This window comes from Alkalibacterium olivapovliticus (assembly GCF_003003275.1).
Classification (GTDB): Bacteria; Bacillota; Bacilli; order Lactobacillales; family Carnobacteriaceae_A; genus Alkalibacterium; species Alkalibacterium olivapovliticum.
Genome location: NZ_PVTO01000001.1, coordinates 43357 through 65133, shown reverse-complemented (window position 1 = coordinate 65133; position 21777 = coordinate 43357). Strand labels below are relative to the sequence as shown.

17 protein-coding genes are annotated in these 21777 nt (G+C 41.2%); 1 reads left to right on the top strand and 16 read right to left on the bottom strand.

The window, feature by feature from the left end:
- Positions 1-405 precede the first annotated feature (405 nt).
- Positions 406-1734, top strand: coding sequence for an N-acetylmuramoyl-L-alanine amidase family protein (locus CLV38_RS00280; protein ID WP_106190005.1), 1329 nt, complete (start codon positions 406-408; stop codon positions 1732-1734).
- A gap of 139 nt (positions 1735-1873) precedes the next feature.
- Here the strand turns inward: CLV38_RS00280 and dtd are convergent, their stop codons facing one another.
- From dtd to infB, 16 genes are all read right to left on the bottom strand, one after another.
- A complete protein-coding gene (dtd, locus tag CLV38_RS00275) occupies positions 1874-2320 on the bottom strand; it encodes a D-aminoacyl-tRNA deacylase (protein ID WP_106190002.1) in 447 nt (148 codons plus the stop codon).
- 31 nt (positions 2321-2351) lie between these two features.
- Complete coding sequence (locus CLV38_RS00270; protein ID WP_106189999.1) at positions 2352-4565, bottom strand: RelA/SpoT family protein; 2214 nt, start codon at positions 4563-4565, stop codon at positions 2352-2354.
- 147 nt (positions 4566-4712) lie between these two features.
- Positions 4713-5381: a deoxyribose-phosphate aldolase gene (deoC, locus tag CLV38_RS00265; protein ID WP_106189997.1), complete on the bottom strand. Its 669-nt coding sequence runs from the start codon at positions 5379-5381 to the stop codon at positions 4713-4715.
- A 1-nt stretch (position 5382) separates the two neighbouring features.
- Entirely contained in the window at positions 5383-6339 is a 957-nt protein-coding gene (gene prmA, locus CLV38_RS00260; protein WP_106189994.1) for a 50S ribosomal protein L11 methyltransferase, read from the bottom strand.
- Positions 6317-6868, bottom strand: a complete 552-nt coding sequence (locus CLV38_RS00255; protein ID WP_106189992.1) for a DUF3013 family protein — start codon at positions 6866-6868, stop codon at positions 6317-6319. The genes prmA and CLV38_RS00255 overlap by 23 nt, the downstream gene beginning before the upstream one ends.
- 13 nt (positions 6869-6881) lie before the next feature.
- On the bottom strand, positions 6882-7508 hold the full coding sequence (locus CLV38_RS00250; protein WP_106189989.1) for a DNA-3-methyladenine glycosylase: 627 nt from the start codon (positions 7506-7508) through the stop codon (positions 6882-6884).
- A gap of 17 nt (positions 7509-7525) precedes the next feature.
- Positions 7526-8809, bottom strand: a complete 1284-nt coding sequence (locus CLV38_RS00245; RefSeq protein WP_106189987.1) for an HlyC/CorC family transporter — start codon at positions 8807-8809, stop codon at positions 7526-7528.
- Between the two features lie 168 nt (positions 8810-8977).
- Complete coding sequence (gene lepA / locus CLV38_RS00240; protein WP_106189985.1) at positions 8978-10801, bottom strand: translation elongation factor 4; 1824 nt, start codon at positions 10799-10801, stop codon at positions 8978-8980.
- Positions 10802-11970: 1169 nt separating this feature from the next.
- The gene (dnaJ, locus tag CLV38_RS00230; RefSeq protein ID WP_106189980.1) at positions 11971-13125 is read right to left on the bottom strand and encodes a molecular chaperone DnaJ; all 1155 of its coding nucleotides are present in this window, start codon (positions 13123-13125) and stop codon (positions 11971-11973) included.
- A 166-nt stretch (positions 13126-13291) separates the two neighbouring features.
- Positions 13292-15124, bottom strand: coding sequence for a molecular chaperone DnaK (gene dnaK / locus CLV38_RS00225; RefSeq protein ID WP_106189977.1), 1833 nt, complete (start codon positions 15122-15124; stop codon positions 13292-13294).
- Between the two features lie 31 nt (positions 15125-15155).
- The gene (gene grpE, locus CLV38_RS00220; protein ID WP_106189974.1) at positions 15156-15734 is read right to left on the bottom strand and encodes a nucleotide exchange factor GrpE; all 579 of its coding nucleotides are present in this window, start codon (positions 15732-15734) and stop codon (positions 15156-15158) included.
- 21 nt (positions 15735-15755) lie between these two features.
- Positions 15756-16784 (bottom strand): heat-inducible transcriptional repressor HrcA, encoded by a 1029-nt coding sequence (gene hrcA / locus CLV38_RS00215; protein WP_106189972.1) that lies wholly within the window; start codon positions 16782-16784, stop codon positions 15756-15758.
- 154 nt (positions 16785-16938) lie between these two features.
- On the bottom strand, positions 16939-17895 hold the full coding sequence (ribF, locus tag CLV38_RS00210) for a riboflavin biosynthesis protein RibF (protein ID WP_106189970.1): 957 nt from the start codon (positions 17893-17895) through the stop codon (positions 16939-16941).
- Between the two features lie 10 nt (positions 17896-17905).
- On the bottom strand, positions 17906-18823 hold the full coding sequence (truB, locus tag CLV38_RS00205; RefSeq protein WP_106189967.1) for a tRNA pseudouridine(55) synthase TruB: 918 nt from the start codon (positions 18821-18823) through the stop codon (positions 17906-17908).
- Between the two features lie 113 nt (positions 18824-18936).
- A complete protein-coding gene (gene rbfA, locus CLV38_RS00200; RefSeq protein WP_106189964.1) occupies positions 18937-19293 on the bottom strand; it encodes a 30S ribosome-binding factor RbfA in 357 nt (118 codons plus the stop codon).
- Between the two features lie 52 nt (positions 19294-19345).
- Complete coding sequence (gene infB, locus CLV38_RS00195) at positions 19346-21772, bottom strand: translation initiation factor IF-2 (RefSeq protein ID WP_106189962.1); 2427 nt, start codon at positions 21770-21772, stop codon at positions 19346-19348.
- Positions 21773-21777 lie beyond the last annotated feature (5 nt).

Sequence of the window (21777 nt, the reverse complement as noted above, 5' to 3'; positions counted from 1 at the left end):
GTGCCACCTTATTTCAGAAAGTCAGAAAACTTTCACTCTATAGATTTAACGCTCACACGTGACAAGTCTCCTTATCAATCCTGTAAGGTGTCATTCAACTAATGGGATAAATCTCTCTCAGCCATGGAGATCCTCTCTTTGATACGCATTAATTTGCAGTCCTTATTACGGATAATCATACTATTTAGGTTGTTCATTTTAGCTTACAAGAAAGGGCGTTAAAAGTCAATATCACCCGTTATTTTGAAACCCGTTACATTTACAGTAGTATTATAGAAGAATAATCAGTATAATGGACCTACTATTAAAGTCCTCTCTGAATCATTATTATTTTCGAAATATTATTGCTAAAATCGTCATAAACCGCGTATAATAAGACTAGATTGAATTAAGGAGGCGAGTCATTTGTCTTACACTACCCTACATAGATATATAAGCAAACGAACATTCATTTTCATAGTCATAGCCTTACTCACTATTCTAACAGGCTCTTTCATTGCTTTAGCGAACGAAAACAAAGTCACTGTTCTGGCGAGTCATTTAAATGTCAGATACGGCCCGGGCTTGTCTCATGAAATATTGACTCAGGTGCAGGAAGATGACCAGCTTCAGATATTAGGTGAAGAAAACCAGTGGTATAAAGTCAGATTATCCAACAACAACATCGGATGGGTGGCCAGCTGGCTAGTGGAAAACGAAGAAGTCTCTGTGGAGAATAGAGTGATGGGGAGGGTTACCGGTAATCAAGTCAATATCCGGCAGTTCTCTACCACTGATTCTGCAACCATAGGCACAGTGCATTTAAATGAAGAATATCAGATTCTATATGCTGAAAATGACTGGATACAGATATTGTTTAATAACAGGGTTGCCTGGATCCACTCAGATTATATAGAAAGAACAGACACCTCAGTGACTACTGAGTCTGTGCAAGATGTAACGCAGCGTATCCGTATTGGTATGGGCCCGACAAACCTCAGGGAGAGTCCTACAGTTGACTCCCCAGTTGTTACAACGGTTAATGAGATGACTGAATTTGTCGTGAATGAAGAACTAAACGACTGGTACGGCATCGACTTACCAGATGGCACTCGTGCTTATGTAGCCAGCTGGTTAGCTGAAACTGTAGACGCCTCACCTGCAGACCCAGCACAAGTAAGCGATGATGCATCAACTAGTCATTATGCAACAAATTTAGCTGAGGCGACTATTGTAATAGATGCCGGGCACGGAGGACACGATCCGGGAGCTGTTGCTCGTACCGGATTTACAGAAGCTGAAGTAGCTTTAAACACCGCTCTCCTACTTGCTCAAAGGCTGGAACGGACCGGTGCCAATGTTATTCTGACTCGTGATGATGATACGTTTATTTCGTTGAACGATCGCGTTTATTATGCACACCGAGCACAAGCTGATGCCTATATCAGTATCCATTATGATGCGATGGAAGTTCCGAATACGATGAGCGGCACAACCACTTATTATTACTCAGAAACTGAGCGGGCTCTGGCTGATTCAATCAACCAGTCACTGACGCAACACGGTCCTTTAAAAAATAACGGTGTGAGACATGGCGATTTCTTCGTTTTACGCAACAATGGTCAGGCATCCGTTCTACTTGAATTAGGTTACCTGGATAACGACCATGATATCACAGTCGTCAATACTGAATCTTATCAGCGGACCATCGCTGATGCGATCTATCAGGGACTCACCGGATACTTTTCACCTTGAGTGACGCACTTGTAAGACCTAAAAGAGTGATCCTTTGATATAAAGGATCACTCTTTTACTATGCTCAAAAAAACCACTGAATTCAGACAGCCGATTTAACGGACTGTCTGGATTCAGTGGTTTAATTAGTACTCGCTTTTTATTTGTTCTTCGTATCCATAGTGATGGTGACAGGTCCGTCATTGATCAGACTGACAACCATATGCGCTCCGAATCGGCCTGTCTTCACCGAAACCCCCAGTTTTTCCAACTGAGCATTGAATTGATTATACAAGTCTTCCGCTTTATCAGGTCCAGCTGCACCAGTAAAACTCGGACGGTTCCCTTTTTTTGTCTCTGCATGAAGAGTGAACTGGGAAATCGACAATATCTCTCCATCAACATCTTTAAGGGAGCGGTTCATCTTCTCATTCTCATCTTCAAATATCCGCATGTTGGCTATTTTCCGAGCCAGATACTCGACATCTTCATGAGTATCCGCCTCTTCTACTCCAAGGAGAACAACAAACCCTTTCGCGATTTCCCCTGTCAGTTCCTCATCTACACTTACGCTGGCTTTTGTAGTTCTCTGTATAACTGCTCTCACGTCAATCCTCCTGAATCCTTATCGACCTCATTTAAGATGTGATGCGTTTAACTGAATACACATCAGGAACGGTTTTTACTTTATCAACGATTTGTTCAAGTTCCTTCAGATTCTGAATAGCTAACGTCACTTTTACAATCGCGGTTCCACTTTTATCCAGTTTCCCGTTTACATTACTTAATTTATTCGTTTGGGAATTGATAACCTGCAAGATTTCATTTAAGAATCCAGATCGGTCATATCCTTCGATTTGAAGTTCAGCATTGTATTCTTTTTTAGAATCGTTTGATTCCCATTCCACATCAATCAGTCTATTTGCCTGATCATCAGTGCCTTGAATATTCGGGCAATCCACTCGGTGAATCGATACGCCTCTGCCTCTGGTAATATAGCCGACTATCGCATCCCCGGGTACTGGGTTGCAACACTTGCTGACCCTGATCAGCAGATTATCGGCCCCTTGTATGACCACGCCACCTTCATGACGAATCTTCATTTTCTCAGGTTCTCTTTTATTCTTCAATTCAATCGTGTTGCTGGTTTCGTCTATTTGAACTAAATCTTTTTCTCTTTCTTTCCGTTCTTTCTCTGTCAAACGGTTAGCTACAGTGATACTCTTCACTTCGCCATACCCGACCGCCGCATAAAAATCATCTTCATTAAGATAATTAAAGCGTTTAGCCGTCTTGAGTACATTCTCTTTTTTCAGGATCAATTTAGGATTAAAGTCCATATCGTGCAGGAGTTTTTCAAGAATTTCTTTCCCGCGTTCAATATTCTGCTCTTTTTCCTGAGTTTTAAAGAAACGCTTGATTTTATTTTTTGCTTTAGACGTATTAACATAGTTCAGCCAGTCTCTACTCGGACCAAAAGAATTGGCCGAAGTCAGCATTTCAACGATATCTCCATTTTTCAGTTTATAGTTTAAAGGAACGATTTTACCGTTAACCTTCGCTCCCATCGACTTATTACCGACTTCCGTGTGAACGTGGAATGCAAAGTCAAGCGTACTGGATCCTGAAGGCAACTCCATAACATCACCTTTTGGACTGAACACATACACCTTGTCTTTAAATATGTCCTGTTTAATCGAATCCATAAAGTCACTGGCATCACGGGATTCATCCTGAAGTTCAAGGATATCTCTAAACCAGGAAATATGCTGACTCAATTCGTTATTGTCCAGTTTTTTTGAAATGCCTTCCTTATAAGCCCAGTGCGCAGCCACCCCATACTCAGCTATTTCATGCATTTTCATCGTTCTGATCTGAACCTCAAGAGGGGTTGCGTTGGGTCCAAGTACAGTCGTATGAAGGGACTGGTACATATTCGCTTTTGGCATAGCAATATAATCTTTAAACCGACCCGGCATGGGTTTCCATCTCGTGTGAATCGCCCCCAGAACAGCATAACAGTCTTTGATCGATTCAACGATGATTCTTATAGCCAGCAGATCGTAAATCTCGCTGAACTGTTTTTTCTGACTTTTCATTTTTTTGTAAATAGAATAAATGTGTTTTGGACGACCAGTGATTTGTGCTTCGATTCCCAACTCATCAATGGAAGCCTGTATTGCGCCTTTAGCATCATCGATGTAGTTCTCACGGTCTTCTCTTCTGGAATTCATTAAATGAACGATCCGGTAATACTGCTGAGGATTCATATAGCGTAGAGAGGTATCCTCCAGCTCCCATTTCATTCGGTTGATCCCCAAACGATCAGCCAGCGGAGCATAGATATCGAGTGTTTCTTTTGCTATTTCTCTCTGTTTTTCCGGTTTATGGTGCTTCAGCGTTCGCATATTATGCAGTCTATCGGCTAACTTTACCAGTACAACGCGGACATCCTGTGCCATAGCCAAGAGCATCTTACGGTGATTTTCTGCCTGGTGTTCTTTTTTCGATTTGAACTTTAACTTCCCTAATTTTGTAACACCATCGACTAAATCCGCTACTTCCGGTGAAAAAATTTCCGCCAGCTGATGATAGGTATAATCGGTGTCTTCAACGACATCATGTAAAAACCCTGTCGCTACAGTAACAGGATCCATTTTTAATTCGGCTAAAATTCCTGCCACCTGAACGGGATGCATGATATATTCTTCGCCTGATTTTCTCATCTGCCCTTCATGGGCTTTATTCGCCAGGTCAAATGCTTTCTTTACAAACGCGACATGTTCACTGTTCATGTACGTCAAGCATAAAGCGATGACCTCTTGAGGTGTATAATCTTTATTTTGTGGCATGACTTTCACCTTCATTCTATAAGGGTTCATTTTGGGTAAATGTTGAAAAAAATGATAAGAAAACCAGCACTGCTAAAGTGCTGGCTGCTTCTCATATAAGTATATCGCTTTTTCTAAAAGACTGCAAGACCGCTGTAACTGCTTAGTTTAGTAAGCTTCGGTCGCTTCATTTCCTTCAACAAGGGCGATACCATTTGATGTTCCGATACGTGTTGCACCAGCATCGATCATAGCTTGAGCATCTTCAATCGTACGAACGCCACCAGATGCTTTTACACCCATTTCTTTTCCGACCGTTTTACGCATCAGTTTGATATCTTCAACTGTTGCGCCACCAGTAGAGAAACCTGTTGATGTTTTAACAAAATCTGCTCCAGCACGTTTGGAAATTTCACAGGCTCTGACTTTTTCATTTTCAGTCAGCAGGCATGTTTCGATAATTACTTTAACGATTGCTTTCCCTTTTACAGCTTCAACGACTGCTTTGATATCGTCATGAACGACTGAGAAATCTTCACTCTTAAGTGCGCCGATATTAATAACCATATCGACTTCTGTTGCGCCGTCTTTAACAGCTTGTTCAGCTTCGAAGGCTTTGACCTTTGACGTGTTGGCTCCTAAAGGAAATCCAATGACAGTACAGGTATTAACACCTGTATTTTTAAGCAGGTCAGCTGTATATTTGACCCAGACAGGCTGTATGCAAACGGCCTTGAATTTATATTTTTTTGCATCCAGACAAGCCTGCTGAATAGCCAAATCTGTTGATTCCGGCTTTAATAATGTGTGATCGATGTACTGTTCAATGTTTTCCATTTTATGACACGTCCTTATCTTCTTTTTTTGCTATGATTGCTACCCAGTCTTTCATCTGATTGACCTGGATTATTTCAAATTTATGTTTAATACACTCTTCGATGATCTGATCTTTCTTATCTGCAATGATTCCCGAAGTAATGAACAATCCGCCATCATTCAGTTTACCATAAGCGTCTTCAACAAACAGCATAATTATTTCAGCCAAAATATTGGCCACGATGATATCCGCTTTTCCTTCGATGCCCTGAAGCAAATTGCTGGTACTCACTTCAATCGTATCTTGTAGATTATTCAGTTTGATATTGTCTCTGGCTGATTTAACGGCAATTTCATCCAGATCATATGCCTTGATCGTTTCTGCACCGTACAGCGCACTGACGATGGATAACACACCCGATCCAGTCCCTACATCAAAAACTGTATCCCCTTTTCTGACAGTGGTTTCCAGTGCCTGAATACATAGCTGAGTAGTGGGATGGGTTCCCGTCCCGAAAGCTAATCCAGGATCCAGATAACACACTCGTTCATCAATAAATTGTGGCTTGTATTCTTCCCATTGAGGAACGACTGTCATAAAGCGTGTGATTGATACCGGATGATAATATTTTTTCCAGGCATGTGCCCACTCTTCTTCGACTACATCCTTCACATCAAGGGAGTACCCATCTATAGGGATGCCAAAGTCTTTCAACTTCAGTATACGTGTATTCAGTTCTGATTCGATTTGTTCAAGGTTATCAAATTCTGTAAAATAACCTTTAATAATGACTCCATCCTGAGGGAAGTTTGCTTCGTCCAGTTCCCACAGTTCACCTGTACTGCTGCCAGGTAAGGTCAAAAAATCATTTCGGTCAGTAATCGATACCCCTGCAGATCCTAATGCGTCAAAAATGGCGGACACTGGTTCTGAGGCATCATTATTGATTGACACACTAAACTCTTTCCACTCCGTCATGGCTGTCATCCTCTTTTAATTTTTCGAAAAATGAATGTTCATCTTCTAGAACCATTTTTAATTTTTCGTTTTCATACCGGTTTGTATCTTTTAGTGTTTTGATAAGACTGTTTAAATTATTTTCATTCCAGTTCAACTTGAATTGACCGGCAAAATCGTCCTCTAAGAATTCTTTAAGGTCAACCATTCCCTGTTTAGTCGTTAAATTAATTTGTCTCAGCAATGCATCAACATATCCTTTTTCCAACCCAACGTGACTGTCAAAGGGTATCGCTGCCAGATAATTCTGTGGTTTAACGTGAGAATAAGCTGGATCGTACAGACAAATCACATCTTCAAACTGTACACTTCCGGGTTCATTATTCTGTCCCAGAGTGTCCTGAACTTGAATGTCTTCATTAGTTTCTACGTAAATAGAAATATAGAGTTCGATCAGTTTTTTCTTGCTGTTTTTGATCATGCGCCACTTGAAATTCGGCAGAACCGTTTTGAGCTCTGAATCGATATAGTTAGAAATACTTTCCGTCATAGAAATTCCTCCTTTAATGTATCATCGCTTTCCAGCCATGATCATTCATGGGTTTTCCTTTTTTGCGCGAAACATATGGATTGCCCTCTACACTATATCTTAACAAAGCATCCGTCCATTGTCCCTTATTAGGTATTCCGATACGTTGAGTCTGTTCAATGAGCCGTGGTGTTTTCCTCATCTCATCTGAGATGTATAAAGGCGCTTTGTCAGCAGCCGACCCATTATCTGCCATGGTGATACCCATCGCTTTAGTGAGCTTCCCCGGTCCATTAGTCAGCTCGATTCCTTTTCTGTTTCGTCTTTTTTCCAATAGAGGTATACCCTCATACGGTTCAATGGCTCGAATCAGTACGGCTTGAGGTTCTGCTTGAGTCCGTGTGACAATATTGACCATATGATGCGTGTGCATCTGATAGATATAGACTGTTCCAGCCTCTTTATACATCGATTCCAGCCTTGGCGTCCGTCTGCTGTTGAAACTGTGGCAGGCTTCATCGTCGATTCCTACATAAGCTTCTGTCTCGACAATCCATCCGGAAGTGGTCTGGTTATCTTCTTCTTTAATAAGAAGGCAGCCCAGCAATCTCTGAGCCACTTCTTCAGTAGATAAGGTTGCATCTTTAAAAAATGGTAACACGCTTTTAAACACTCCTATTAATCTTCTGGTTCTGTAACGTCTTGTGGAATATAATCAATTTGAATCTCGAGTACCCGTCTGTTGCGCACCATTGTCACGGTTATTTTCATATTGTGAAATTCAAACTGGTCTCCATCTTCAGGGAAATGACCCAGTTCTTCTATAACGAACCCACTGACAGTATTTGAGACATACTGATTCGGTTCATTTAATCCAAACATTTCAAAAACCTTATCCAGATTAGCTGTTCCTTTCACTTTATACTTAGTTCCTATACTGATTTCTTCTACTTCTTCTTCAATCACATCATACTCGTCCCAAATTTCGCCAACTAATTCTTCCAGAACGTCTTCCATTGTCGCAATACCGATTGTTCCCCCATGCTCATCTGTAACAATGGCCATGTGAGTTTTTTTCAGCTGCATCGTTCTCAAAAGTTTAGACAAGTTCATAACCGGCGGTACAAATAATACTTCTTTGACAACCGTCAGTAACGATAAATTTTTCCCTGGCTTCTGTTTTGCTTTCAGGTAACGGTTGAAATCTTTTTCATGTAATACACCGATCACATTATCAATGGTGTCATCATAAATAATGAGTCTAGAGAAGTTATGAGTCATAAATAAGTTTTCGATTTCGTCATCAGGCGTATCATGCTCACACCCGACAACATCAACACGAGGCATTAAAATGGAAGACACTTCCAAGTCATCAAATTCGATCGCAGATCTTACCAGCTGGTGCTCATGGTCTTCAATACTTCCGCCGCTTTCGGCTTCGTCTACAATTGAGAGTAACTCATCTTCACTGATGACTTCGCTTCCTTCGAACTTAAACACTTTGTCCAGCATGACCTTCCACTTCTGAAGAAGCCATAAAACAGGTTTGAATACACTCATCAAAAACTGGATAAAAGGAGTCGCACTTCTGGCGATTTCCTGACTTTTCTCTTTAGCAATCGTTTTAGGCGTTATTTCTCCAAACAGTAAAATAATGATGGTCATAACGACTGTTGCGATAGTTGCACCATAAACAGGAAACCAGCCGACAAACAGCAATGTTGCGATAGCAGACATTGCAATATTGACGATGTTATTCCCAATCAGTATGGTAGATAAAACCCCATCGAAATTCTCTGCCAGTTTCAATGTCTTTCTTGAACGCTCGTCACCGTTTTCTGCTTCATTCTTCAACCGTATACGATTCGCTGATGTAAAAGCCGTTTCAGACGAAGAAAAATATGCTGAAAACATTACTAAAACAACTAATAAAACGATACTCCTGATGCTGTCATTGTCCATTAAATCTTATTCCCTACTTTCATATTTTGTCCTTATTAGTATAGCATAATTTACTTTTATTGAGACTGATTCAAGTGGATATATCTGCTTTTATGTAAAAATAAAAACTTCCTGTTCACCTTTTATAATTTACTAAGGGAAACAGGGAGTTTTTTGTTAACATTAAGTTTACTCGTCATCAAGGTTAAGAACGGCCATGAAGGCTTCCTGAGGAATTTCGACATTTCCGACATTCTTCATACGTTTCTTCCCTGCTTTTTGTTTCTTCAAGAGTTTTTGACGACGTGTGACGTCTCCACCGTACAATTTAGCTGTTACATCTTTTCTATAGGCTTTAACAGTTGAACGGGAAACGATATTCTGTCCGATTGCTGCTTGAATTGGAATTTCAAACTGCTGTCTTGGAATCGTCTTTTTCAGCTGTTCAACAACTGAACGTCCGCGTCCATATGAGAACTCTTTGTGCACGATAAAGCTCAAAGCATCAACTTTGTCACCGTGAATCAGTATATCCATCTTAACCAAATCGCTGACTCGGTAGCCGGATTCCTGGTAATCAAGAGAAGCATAGCCTTTTGTACTTGATTTCAAACGGTCAAAGAAGTCATAAACAATTTCAGATAGTGGAATAAAGTAAACAACATTCACACGAATGTCATCCAAATATTCCATCGTGACAAACTCGCCACGTTTCTTCTGAGTAATGTCCATCACAGCACCAACGTATTCATTAGGTACAGTAATCGTTGCTTTGACATACGGTTCTTCAACTGATTCAATTTCAGAGGGATCAGGCATGTCTGCGGGGTTTGATACCCTGATCATTTCCCCATCTGTTTTATTGATCTGATAAATAACTGACGGTGCAGTCGTAATCAAATCAAGGTTAAATTCACGTTCCAGTCTTTCCTGTATAACATCCATATGAAGCATGCCTAAGAATCCGCAACGGAATCCAAAGCCTAAAGCCTGAGACGTTTCTGCTTCATACTGCAATGCTGCATCGTTTAACTGAAGGCGTTCGAGTGCTTCACGTAAATCGACATAACGAGCTGAGTCAGTCGGATACATTCCACAGAAAACCATCGGATTCATTTTACGGTAACCAGGCAAGGCTTTATCAGTAGGATTATTGGCTAAAGTCAATGTATCCCCTACTTGAGTATCCTTCACTGTTTTAATATTAGCTGTAACGTATCCAACATCTCCAACCATTAAAGCTTCTCTTGAAAGAGGCTTAGGAGAAAAGACACCCACATCTGTTACTTCAAACGTTTTGCCATTACTCATCAGTTGGATAGTATCGCCTTTTCTTAAGGTTCCATCCATTACTCTAATGTTTAACACGACTCCCCGGTAGGAATCATACGCAGAGTCAAATATTAAGGCCTTCAACGGATTATCGATGTCGCCTTGGGGTGCTGGGACCTTCTGAACAATTTGCTCCAGGATGTCCTTAATACCGACTCCCGTTTTAGCGCTGGACAAGACAGCTTCACTTGCATCCAGACCAACAATGTCTTCGATTTCTTTACGGACACGCTCTGGATCAGCTGCAGGTAAATCGATTTTATTTATAATTGGAAGAATTTCCAATTCATTATCTAAAGCTAAATAAACGTTAGCCAAGGTTTGTGCTTCCACCCCTTGAGCTGCGTCAACTACGAGGACTGCGCCTTCACAGGCTGCCAGACTTCTAGACACTTCATAGGTGAAATCGACGTGTCCTGGTGTGTCAATCAAGTGTAAAATGTATTCTTCACCATCTCTAGCCTTGTACAATACCTCAACTGTGTTTAATTTGATCGTAATGCCACGTTCTCTCTCTAAGTCCATAGAGTCGAGAAGCTGTTCCTGCATTTCACGATCAGCTACTGTATGCGTTAGTTGTAAAATTCTGTCGGCCAAGGTCGATTTCCCGTGGTCGATGTGAGCAATAATCGAAAAGTTTCGAATCTGCTTCTGACGATCTCTTGCGTGTTTTTTATCCATTACTATAATTTCCTCATTCCTATAAAACATTCCTTACTATTATACCAACGATTAGATTAGAGTACAATCACATACTGACATTATGAAAGCCATATGAAAATCCTTTTCTGACACATTTGAGCCGTACGGGATCAATCATCCTCATATACTGTCTATTTGTAGTGCTGATTATGTTCAACAAGAGAGAGCAGCTCTTATTGCGCGATATGTGTAGTCCTCATTTTATAAAAAACGCTCGATCAGCACAACTATCTTATTAATTTGTAGTGCTCGTATAAGATCGAGACGTCGAGTACTCCCTATGATGCTTCATTTGTATCTCTCAAATGTGGTTGTGAGTATCAGTCATACAAATCGGCACCCTTTATGTCGTACTCACTACCAAATAGGAAAATGAGTACGACTATTAAGCTGCTAATTGTAGCTCTAATCCTGATAAACGTTCATCAGTTATACAAATCGGCACCCTTTTTGTCGTACTCACTCCTCAAAAGTAAAATGAGTGCGACTATTAAGCCGCTAATTGTAGCTCTCATCCTGATCAACACTCATCAGTTATACGAATCGGCACCCTTTATGTCGTACTCACTACCAAAAAGGAAAATGAGTACGACTATTAAGCTGCTATTTGTAGCTCTCACCCTGATCAACGCTCTTCAGTTATACAAATCGGCACCCTTTTTGTCGTACTCACTACCAAAAAGGAAAATGAGTACGACTATTAAGCTGCTATTTGTAGCTCTCACCCTGATCAACGCTCTTCAGTTATACAAATCGGCTACCCTTTTTGTCGTACTCACTCCTCAAAAGGAAAATGAGTGCGACTATTAAGCCGCTAATTGTAGGTCTCATCCTGATCAACGTTCATCAGTTATACAAATCGGCTACCCTTTTTGTCGTACTCACTCCTCAAAAGGAAAATGAGTGCGACTATTAAGCCGCTAATTGTAGGTCTCATCCTGATCAACGTTCATCAGTTATACAAATCGCCTACCTATTTGTAGCTCTCAACGCAAACTGTGACTAGGAGTCCTACAAAACTGCACCTCAGAATGAACAACTCACTTCATCATCTGCAAACTCATCCTTTTACAGTTCGGTAGAAAATGCCCGCATTTTCTGGACAGCATAAAAAAAGGGAAACAACTGATCGTTGAATCCCTCAAAGCTTATTTACTTTTGTCTTTAAATGCGTCTTTTACTTTTGAAAAAAACGAACTGTCACCCTGCTCGACAATGTCATCGTACTCACTGGCTTTTGCAAAGTCTCTCAAGTGTTTCGCCTGTTCTTGAGTCAGTTTGTCTGGAACGACTACTCTTACTTTAATGTGCTGATCGCCGTTACCTGTGCCTCTAAGTCTAGGGGCACCTTTTCCACGTAAACGGAACGTTGTACCCGGTTGAGTCCCGGCGGGTACCTTAAATTTCACTTTGCCGTGAACAGTTGGCACTTCCAGCTCATCACCTAGAGTCGCTTGTACCACATTAATCGGCAGTTCAAAGTAGATTTCTGATCCTCTACGGTCAAACAGCTCAGACGGTCTCACTTTGAATACGACGTACAAGTCTCCATAAGGTCCGCTGTTAGCTCCGGCATCCCCCTGGTTCTGTACACGCATTTGATTCCCGTCTTCAACACCAGCAGGAACTGTTACTTTAACGGAATGCTGTTTCTTGGAGTGACCGGCACCGTGACAGACTGAACATTTTTCTTTGATTTCCTGTCCGGATCCGCCACATGTTGGGCATGACTGCTGAGTCATTACTCGACCAAATGGCGTGTTACGCTCAACGTTTACTGCACCAGCACCGTGACACTGAGAACAGGTTTTAGGGCTGGTTCCCGGTTTTGCTCCTGATCCATTACAGTTACTACATTCTTCTTCTCTGTTGTAGCGAATCGTGCTTTCTTTACCGAAAATAGCTTCTTCAAAAGATAGATCCATTACATACTGCAGATCTTCTCCTTGACGAGGGGCGTTTGGGTTACGTCTTCTTGAACCGCCGCCACCAAAGAACTGGTCAAAGATATCTTCGAATCCACCGCCGCCAAACCCACCTTGGCCGCCACCAAATCCGCCGCCAGCCCCAAAGTTTGGATCAGTTGAAGCATGGCCATACTGGTCATAGGCTGCCCGTTTCTGTTCATCGCTCAGGACTTCATAGGCTTCAGAAATTTCTTTAAATCGAGCATCAGCATTGGGATCATCACTGATATCCGGGTGATGTTTTTTAGAAAGCTTACGGTATGCTTTTTTTATTTCGTCTTTGGATGCATCTTTCGATACGCCCAGTAAATCATAAAAATCTTGTTTTTGAGCCATATTATTCCTCCATTGCTACTTTAACTCTTCTCTGTAGGATAGACATTTCTTACATGGTGAAGAAATTCTGTAGCTACAGGGGCCGTAATCACATCTGTTCAAAAAGAAAGAAAGCACTTTTGAGTTTAGATGCTTAAGTGCTTTCTCCTTCATGATCTTACTTCAATTATTCTTCGTCGTCTACTTCTTCAAAATCTGCATCGACAACATCGTCAGCAGAATCAGCTTCTGCTCCACCTTGTGCGCCTTCAGCTTCTGCTTGTTGTGCAGCTGCCTGCTCGTACAATTTAACTGACATTTCCTGAACGATTTCGCTTAATGCGTCACGTTTAGTTTTGATTTCTTCAGTATCATCGTTTTCTAGAGCTGCTTTCAGTTCGTCACGAGCTGCTTCAGCTTTTTTGATTTCTTCGTCTTCAACTTTACCTTCTAAATCTTTAAGTGTCTTGTCGATTTGGAAGACTAACTGATCAGCTTCATTGCGTAATTCAACTTCTTCTTTACGTTTTTTGTCTGCTTCAGCATTCTCTTCTGCTTCTTTAACCATACGTTCGATCTCTTCTTCAGATAAACCAGATGATGATTTGATTGTGATTTTCTGTTCTTTACTTGTTCCTAAATCTTTTGCAGAAACATTTACGATACCATTTTTATCAATATCAAATGTTACTTCGATTTGCGGAACGCCACGTGGTGCTGGTGGAATATCCGTTAACTGGAAACGTCCAAGCGTTTTGTTGTCTTTAGCTATTGGGCGTTCACCTTGAAGTACGTGAACATCTACTGCTGGCTGGTTATCGGCAGCAGTTGAGAAGACTTGTGATTTACTTGTCGGAATCGTTGTATTTCTATCGATCAGTTTAGTAAATACTGTTCCCATTGTTTCAATACCTAGAGATAATGGTGTAACATCAAGTAATACGATATCTTTAACTTCACCTGAGATTACGCCACCTTGAACTGCCGCTCCCATAGCAACTACTTCGTCAGGGTTAACTGAACGGTTTGGTTCTTTACCTGTTTCAGCTTTAACAGCTTCAACTACAGCAGGAATACGTGTTGATCCACCTACAAGGATAACTTCATCGATATCAGATTTTGATACGCCGGCATCTTTAAGAGCCTGACGGACTGGATTTTTAGTACGTGTTACTAGATCATCAGTAATTTCATCAAATTTAGCGCGCGTCAAAGTGATTTCCAAGTGCAATGGACCTGACTCGCCAGCACTGATAAACGGCAGGCTGATTTGAGTAGAAGAAACACCAGATAAATCTTTTTTAGCTTTTTCAGCAGCATCTTTCAAACGCTGTAAGGCCATTTTATCTTTAGCTAAATCCACGCCATTTTCTTTTTTGAATTCAGCAACCAGATAATCAATTATTTTTTCATCAAAGTCATCTCCACCTAAGTGGTTGTCTCCAGATGTTGCCATTACTTCGAATACGCCGTCTCCCAATTCAAGAATCGATACGTCGAATGTTCCGCCACCTAAGTCAAAGACCAGGATTTTTTCATCTTTATCTACTTTATCCAAACCATATGCCAGTGAAGCTGCAGTTGGTTCGTTAACGATACGGTCAACTTCAAGTCCAGCGATTTTACCTGCATCTTTAGTAGCCTGACGCTGTGCGTCGTTAAAGTAAGCTGGTACTGTGACAACAGCATTTGTTACTTTTTCACCTAAATAATCTTCTGCGTATTCTTTTAAGTGTTGAAGAATGAAAGCAGATACTTGCTGAGGAGAATAAGATTTTCCTTCAGCTTCTACTTTGAAGTCTTCACCCATGTGTCGTTTGACTGAAATCACAGTGTTCGGGTTAGTAATGGCTTGACGTTTTGCCACTTCACCCACTTGGATTTCTCCATTTTTAAATGAAACTACTGAAGGAGTCGTACGGTTTCCTTCTTTGTTAGGTATGATTTTTGCTTCTCCGCCTTCTAATACTGCGACTGCTGAGTTAGTTGTACCTAAGTCGATTCCAATTGTTTTACCCATTATAAATCACCTTTATCTTTCTGAATTTTTTTTATAGTGTTACTGAAACTTTTGCTGCACGTAAAACGCGGTCGTGCAGTTTAAATCCTTTTTCAAAAACTTGAGACACTTCATTGCTTTCTTGACCTTCGTTCGCAGGAACCTGCGTGTAAGCTTCGTGGAAATTAGGATCAAATGGCTCTCCTAATGGATCAACGATTTCAATGCCTTCCTTTTTAAAAGCCTCCAGCAAACTGTTGAAGACCATTTCGATTCCTTTTTTGAGATTGTTTCCAGCTTCTGTATCAACTTCGATATTCAAGGCACGTTCGATGTTGTCATATGCCGGAAGCAATTCTTTAGCCAGCGACTGTGACTTATAGCGAAGCAGATCTTCGCGGTCACGCTGATTACGTTTACGCATATTAGCTAATTCTGCCTGGAGACGGTAGTAACGGTCCGTCATCTCATCCAGTTCCTTTTGCTTCACTTCAAGTTCAGACAGTTCTGAACTGTCTGAACTTGAGGAATCAGTATCTTCTGTGGGGATTGAATCGTCAGTTGATTCATTGTCAGATTCGTACTGGTTCTGAGAATCATCTTTTAATTCTTCTTCATCTTTATGATCCACTTTTCATTCCTCATTTCTTTATTAATCTAAATAATAGTTCAACAATGTGTGTGTCAGCTGTTTTCTAAAGACATCCAATACACCAAACGTCTCATCGTATGACATACTCGTTGGACCCAAAACAGCCAATATACCTGTTCCATGACCGCTTACCTGATACGTTGCCGTAACTAAACTGAAATTAGTAAAGAGTTCATGATTCATTTCTTCACCGATTTTCACTTCAAAATCCTGTTGCATAGTATCAATCAAGAGATCCAGGTTCCCTTTATTGTCAAGCAAGGTATACAGTGACTTCAGCTTCTGCTTATCCATGTCTTCTGTAAAATCCAGCAGATTCATCTTACCGGAAATGTGGTATCGATCCTCTGAAGACGAATTTAAAGCGGACTCCAGCGTCAGGAACATATCCATAGCATTCGATACATATTTTCTGATCAGAAGCGGTATATCTCTCTGGAGTTTTCTGGCAACCTCATTTAAAGGCAACCCTACAAGATGATGATTAAATATATTGGCCACTTTCGTCAAATCAGATTCTTTGATCGATCTAGGCAATCGAAACACCTTATTTTCAATCGTTCCTCTGTCTGTCTGAATAATCGCCATCACATGGTTATCGTTTAGAGCCAGCAGTCTAAATCCCGTCAGTCGACTAGATTCAGCTTTTGGTCCGAGCACGATTGCAGTATAACTGGTCAGATCAGACAGCAGTTGTGCTGACTGATGCATGATATCATCCATCTGCTTGACATGATTCCCTAAAACCTCGTTAATGACCTGCATCTTATCCTGAGCCACTTCCTGGGGCTTGACCAAATGATCGATGTAAAAACGGTAGCCTTTAAGTGACGGCACCCGTCCAGAAGAAGAATGCGTTTTTTGAATAAAGCCCAGCTTTTCCAGAAAACTCATTTCGTTTCTGATTGTAGCCGAACTGGCATCCACTTCTATTTCATTCATGATCGTCTTAGACCCAATAGGCTGACCAGTAGATGTATACAGCCGAATCAACGCATCGAGTATAATAATTTGTCTCTTTGTTAACATGTGCATCACTCCTTCGCACCTACAGAGACTTCCGACAATTGCTAAACATTCTAATTTCTTTCCACAATCTCATTTCATTCATTAAATTAGCACTCGAAACACTCGAGTGCTAACACATTTATAATTTATCAAATAGAGACAGCTCTGTCAACAATTAAATCTGATTTATTTTGACCTTTGCCAAACTTTCTTTGGCTTCTATCTGATCCTGGTCCAATCGCTCGATCAGTTCATCAACAGAATTAAATTTTATTTCATCTCTCAAGTAGTCAACCCATTTCACTTGAACATCTTCCCCATATATATCTTCACTGAAATCAAAGAGATGCACTTCAATAGAATAATTGGGTCTGTGTCCGAATGTCGGGTTATACCCAATGGAGGCCATACCATCATGCCACTCGTTGTTGACATGCATTTTAACGGCATATACACCGCGTTTAGGCACCATAACGTAAGGATGAGGGTAAATGTTCGCGGTCGGGTAACCTAAGTCTCTCCCTCGCGCATCGCCATGAATCACAAATCCGCTGGTTTCATAGATATACCCCAGAAGCTCGTTGGCCTGACCTATTTTTGCCTCGCTGATATAGCGTCTGATTCGCGTGGAACTGATTTTATCTTTTTCATCCATTTTTTTATTGACTTTGACTATGTCAAAACGCCCTTTAGCATAAGAATGAAGAGTATCCATATTCGCAATGTGCGCTTTGCCATAAGTATAATCAAAACCGGCAACAACTATTTTGGCATTCCAGCCCACAATATACTCATCCACAAAAGTCTGCGGAGAAAGTGAACCAAATTTTGACGTGAATGCAACCTCGTATAAAATATCAACGCCTAAATGACTCATGATTTCCTCTTTACGGTCTAAAGGCGTAAGGTAATTGAGATTATCAGGATCAAAATTTCTATAGACAAAAGCCGGGTGCCTGTTGAACGTCATGACGGCACATTTCATATTATTCTCTTCAGCTAATTGTATCCCTTTATCAATAACAGCCTGATGCCCTCTGTGGACACCGTCGAAAAAACCTAAAACCAGAACAATATCACCCTGGTAAATGTCTTTAGCGTCATAGGGATGATGAACTTTAATAATTTCCATATTGCTGCACCTACAATTCGTTCCGCAGAACTTTAATGGGTTTGATAACCTGATCTTTAGTGGGGTGAATGCCATAAATAGCTACGGCTTTGCCTTTGTACATAAAGACCATCTTTTCATCGGACTCGCTGAAATACTGCTCCCTGTCCAGGCGAGCGCCATCTTTTACGATTCTGTATTCATCTTCTGTTAACTCATGCTTTGGAAAGTGTTCAAGGGCAGACTCGAGTGGAAATAGTTCCTCACCGATTTTTCCAGAAGCCATCAATTCTTTCACTTCTTCTAATGTGAACGCCTGCTTTCTGGTAAAGCCCCCGCTTGATTCTCTTGTCAGCTGAGACATATGAGCAGGATAGCCTAATGCTTTTCCGACATCAACAGCCAATGTTCTGACATAGGTTCCTTTTCCACAGTGCACTTCAAATGTAAAACGCACAGTGTGCTCTTCATCATTGACCTCGGGTGATGATGTGCGTTCAAAGGAATCGATACGCGCTATTCGTGAAGGCCGTTCGACTTCTTTCCCTTCTCGTGCATATTCGTACAGTCGTCTTCCATTGACTTTTACCGCTGAATACATGGGCGGTGTCTGCTTTATATCTCCCAGAAACGAATTTAAAATACCATCGATCTGCTCTTCAGTGATCGGCTCCAGCACAGCTTTGCGGTCAACGATTTCTCCAGAACGATCCTCTGTCGTTGTCGAAAAACCCAAAGTGATTTCGCCCGTGTACACTTTTTCAGAATCCATCATGTATTCAATTGTTTTGGTCGCTTTTCCGATTGCTATCGGCAGGACACCATCCACGTCCGGATCCAGAGTGCCGGAATGACCGATTTTTTTTGTCTGTAAAATTTTTCTCAGTTTATAAACAACGTCATGACTTGTCATTCCTATTTCTTTCCATATAGGCAGCAAACCTTCCATGATATCCTCCTCTTTCGAGTCCGTATAATAGCCAAAAGAAAAGAGAATCGATGTCTGTTAACAAAGATTCTCCTCTTTTTTGCCTGATAACTCAACTATTTTTTTAGAGAACTTTATTCCTCATGATCTTTATTTATTTGATTGAGGAGTGAATCGATTTTACTTCCGTAAGCAATCGATTCATCTCTTGAAAACTTAAGTTCAGGCGTTTTATGAAGCGTCAGTCTACTACCCAGTTCTTTACGAACCAGCCCTGTCGCTTTATCTAATCCCTCTTGAGTGTTTTTAACGTCACTTTCTCCATCTGAGAGCGTGCTGTAGAAAATAGTTGCCTGCTGAAGGTCACCTGTTACATCTACACCCGTGACCGTTACACCCTCAACTCTTGGATCTCTCACTCTTTTTCGTAAAATATCTGTTACTTCTCTTTGAATTTCCTGTGACACTCTACCTACTCTATATTTCGGCATTCTTTTCACCTATCCTTTTTCATTCATCTGTTCAATGAACTAAAACTAGTGATTATTTTTTAATTTCGACCATTTCATAAGCTTCTATAACATCATCGATTTCGATGTCATTGTAGCCTTCGATCGTCAATCCACATTCATACCCTTTTTTAACTTCTTTAGCGTCGTCCTTGAAGCGTTTAAGGCTTGACAGTTCGCCTTCAAATACCACTATGCCATTTCTGACAAGTCTGATTGAACTGCTGCGTCTGATTACACCGTCTGTTACGAAACAACCGGCAATGGTTCCAACTTTGGACACAGCGTATGTTTCTCTGACTTGTACCTGACCCGTTACTTTTTCTTCATATTCAGGATCCAGCATACCTGTCATTGCCGCTTCGATTTCATCGATTGCGTTATAAATAACTCGGTGGGTACGGATATCGACTTCTTCTCTATCTGCACTCTCTTTGGCCTGAATAGTCGGACGAACATTAAATCCGATAACGATTGCTGAACTGGCTGAAGCCAATGTGATATCACTTTCGTTGATTGCTCCAACGCCAGTGTGAATAATATTGACTTTAGCGCCTTCTACTTCGATTTTCTCCAAGCTGGCAGCCAACGCTTCTACAGATCCTTGTACATCTGCTTTGACGATGACATTAACTGATTTAAGCTCGCCCTCTTCTAAACTGTCGAACAGATTTTCTAAAGTCACTTTATTCGTCTTCGCACGTTGAGCATCAGTAGCTGCTGCTGCACGTGATTCTCCTACTTGTCTTGCTGTTTTTTCATCTTCAAAGACGACGAAACGGTCTCCCGCTTGAGGTGTCTCATTCAAGCCTGTCACTTCAACTGGTGCTGAAGGTCCGGCACTCTTCACTCGACGGCCTTTATCGTTCGTCATGGTTCTCACGCGTCCAAAAGCATTCCCTATTACGATAGGTTCACCTTGGTGAAGCGTTCCCTGCTGGACAAGTAAAGTCGCGATTGGCCCTTTAGATTTATCCAGACGAGCTTCGATAACTGTACCAATTGCAAGACGTTTAGGATCTGCTTTCAGTTCCTCAACCTCTGCAACTAACAGAATCATTTCCAGAAGTTCATCAAGGTTTTTGTTGAATAGCGCTGAGATTTGTACAAAGATTGTATCGCCACCCCATGCTTCAGGAACCAATTCGTACTCAGTCAATTCCTGCATGACACGGTCCGGATTTGCTCCAGGTTTGTCGATTTTATTTACCGCTACGATGATCGGTACACCAGCAGCTTTGGCATGGTTGATCGCTTCAATCGTTTGTGGCATAACGCCATCATCTGCAGCAACCACAATGATCGCGATATCCGTGATATCTGCTCCACGTGCACGCATCGTTGTAAACGCAGCGTGTCCAGGAGTATCCAGGAACGTAATCAGTTTGCCTTGCTCTTCCACCTGATAAGCTCCGATATGCTGAGTGATTCCGCCTGCTTCACCTTCAGTTACATTGGTTTCACGCAGAGAATCAAGCAAGGTTGTTTTACCATGATCGACGTGTCCCATGATTGTGACTGTTGGTGGACGAGTCACCAGATTGTCTTCGTTAGGTTCTTGTTCAAAGAACGTGTCGAAGTCAGTCAGGTCGACCTGAACTTTTTCTTCTGTATCCATACCATATTCAGCCGCTAACAGTTCAATCGTTTCTTTATCCAATGATTGGTTTTGTGTTGCCATAACACCCATCATAAATAATTTTTTGACAATTTCTGCTGGTTCACGGTAGATTTTTTTAGATAATTCAACAATAGTCATACCGTCAGTGTATTCTAATACTTCCGGTAATTCTCTGTGCTTACGCGGTGTAGATGAAACAGGTGCTGCCTGATTTTTCTTCCCTCTGCGTTTACGTCCAGATGGTCCACCGTGGATCCCTCTGTGCTGTCTTGAATTACGTTTTTTCTTATTTTCAAACTGCTGTTTCTGTTTCTCGTCAGTTGTACGTTTAGGTGTAGCGTTTGTCTGACTTGCAGCTGCCTGTTTAGGTGCATTTCTGTTCGGTTGCGATGCTGGTTTCGAATTAGTCTTATTTATATTGGATTGTCCTTTGCTATTGGTAGATTTTTGGTTCGATTGGTTATTAGATTGAGCTGGTTTATTTCCTTGACTTGCAGTCTGTGTTTGAGCAGGTTTTGGTCTGTTCGCCTGCTTCTGATTGTTTACAGGTCTGCGGTCCTGGCTGTTTCCTGATTTCTGATTCGCTTGTGCAGCTGGTTTGGCATTCTGACTGCCACTCTTGTGATCAGCAGAAGCTTTAGGTTTAGATTGTGGTGCTTCAGTTTTCGGTTGAGATTTGACAGGCTCTTTGATCGCTTTTTTAAGCTTCTCTACATCTCCATCATCCATTGATGACATATGGCTGTTGTAATCAATACCTAGCCCTTTAGCAGTATCTAATACCTTTTTGCTGGCTACATCATTTTCCTTCGCGAATTCATAGACTCTCTTTTTGCCCATTTAAT

Bases quoted from the DNA above. Each gene is read 5' to 3' on its own strand.
- CLV38_RS00270 (WP_106189999.1), bottom strand. From the start codon at position 4,565: ATGCCACAAAATAAAGATTATACACCTCAAGAGGTCATCGCTTTATGC.
- deoC (WP_106189997.1), bottom strand. From the start codon at position 5,381: ATGGAAAACATTGAACAGTACATCGATCACACATTATTAAAGCCGGAA.
- prmA (WP_106189994.1), bottom strand. From the start codon at position 6,339: ATGACGGAGTGGAAAGAGTTTAGTGTGTCAATCAATAATGATGCCTCA.
- CLV38_RS00255 (WP_106189992.1), bottom strand. From the start codon at position 6,868: ATGACGGAAAGTATTTCTAACTATATCGATTCAGAGCTCAAAACGGTT.
- CLV38_RS00245 (WP_106189987.1), bottom strand. From the start codon at position 8,809: ATGGACAATGACAGCATCAGGAGTATCGTTTTATTAGTTGTTTTAGTA.
- lepA (WP_106189985.1), bottom strand. From the start codon at position 10,801: ATGGATAAAAAACACGCAAGAGATCGTCAGAAGCAGATTCGAAACTTT.
- dnaJ (WP_106189980.1), bottom strand. From the start codon at position 13,125: ATGGCTCAAAAACAAGATTTTTATGATTTACTGGGCGTATCGAAAGAT.
- dnaK (WP_106189977.1), bottom strand. From the start codon at position 15,124: ATGGGTAAAACAATTGGAATCGACTTAGGTACAACTAACTCAGCAGTC.
- hrcA (WP_106189972.1), bottom strand. From the start codon at position 16,784: ATGTTAACAAAGAGACAAATTATTATACTCGATGCGTTGATTCGGCTG.
- ribF (WP_106189970.1), bottom strand. From the start codon at position 17,895: ATGGAAATTATTAAAGTTCATCATCCCTATGACGCTAAAGACATTTAC.
- truB (WP_106189967.1), bottom strand. From the start codon at position 18,823: ATGGAAGGTTTGCTGCCTATATGGAAAGAAATAGGAATGACAAGTCAT.
- rbfA (WP_106189964.1), bottom strand. From the start codon at position 19,293: ATGCCGAAATATAGAGTAGGTAGAGTGTCACAGGAAATTCAAAGAGAA.
- infB (WP_106189962.1), bottom strand. From the start codon at position 21,772: ATGGGCAAAAAGAGAGTCTATGAATTCGCGAAGGAAAATGATGTAGCC.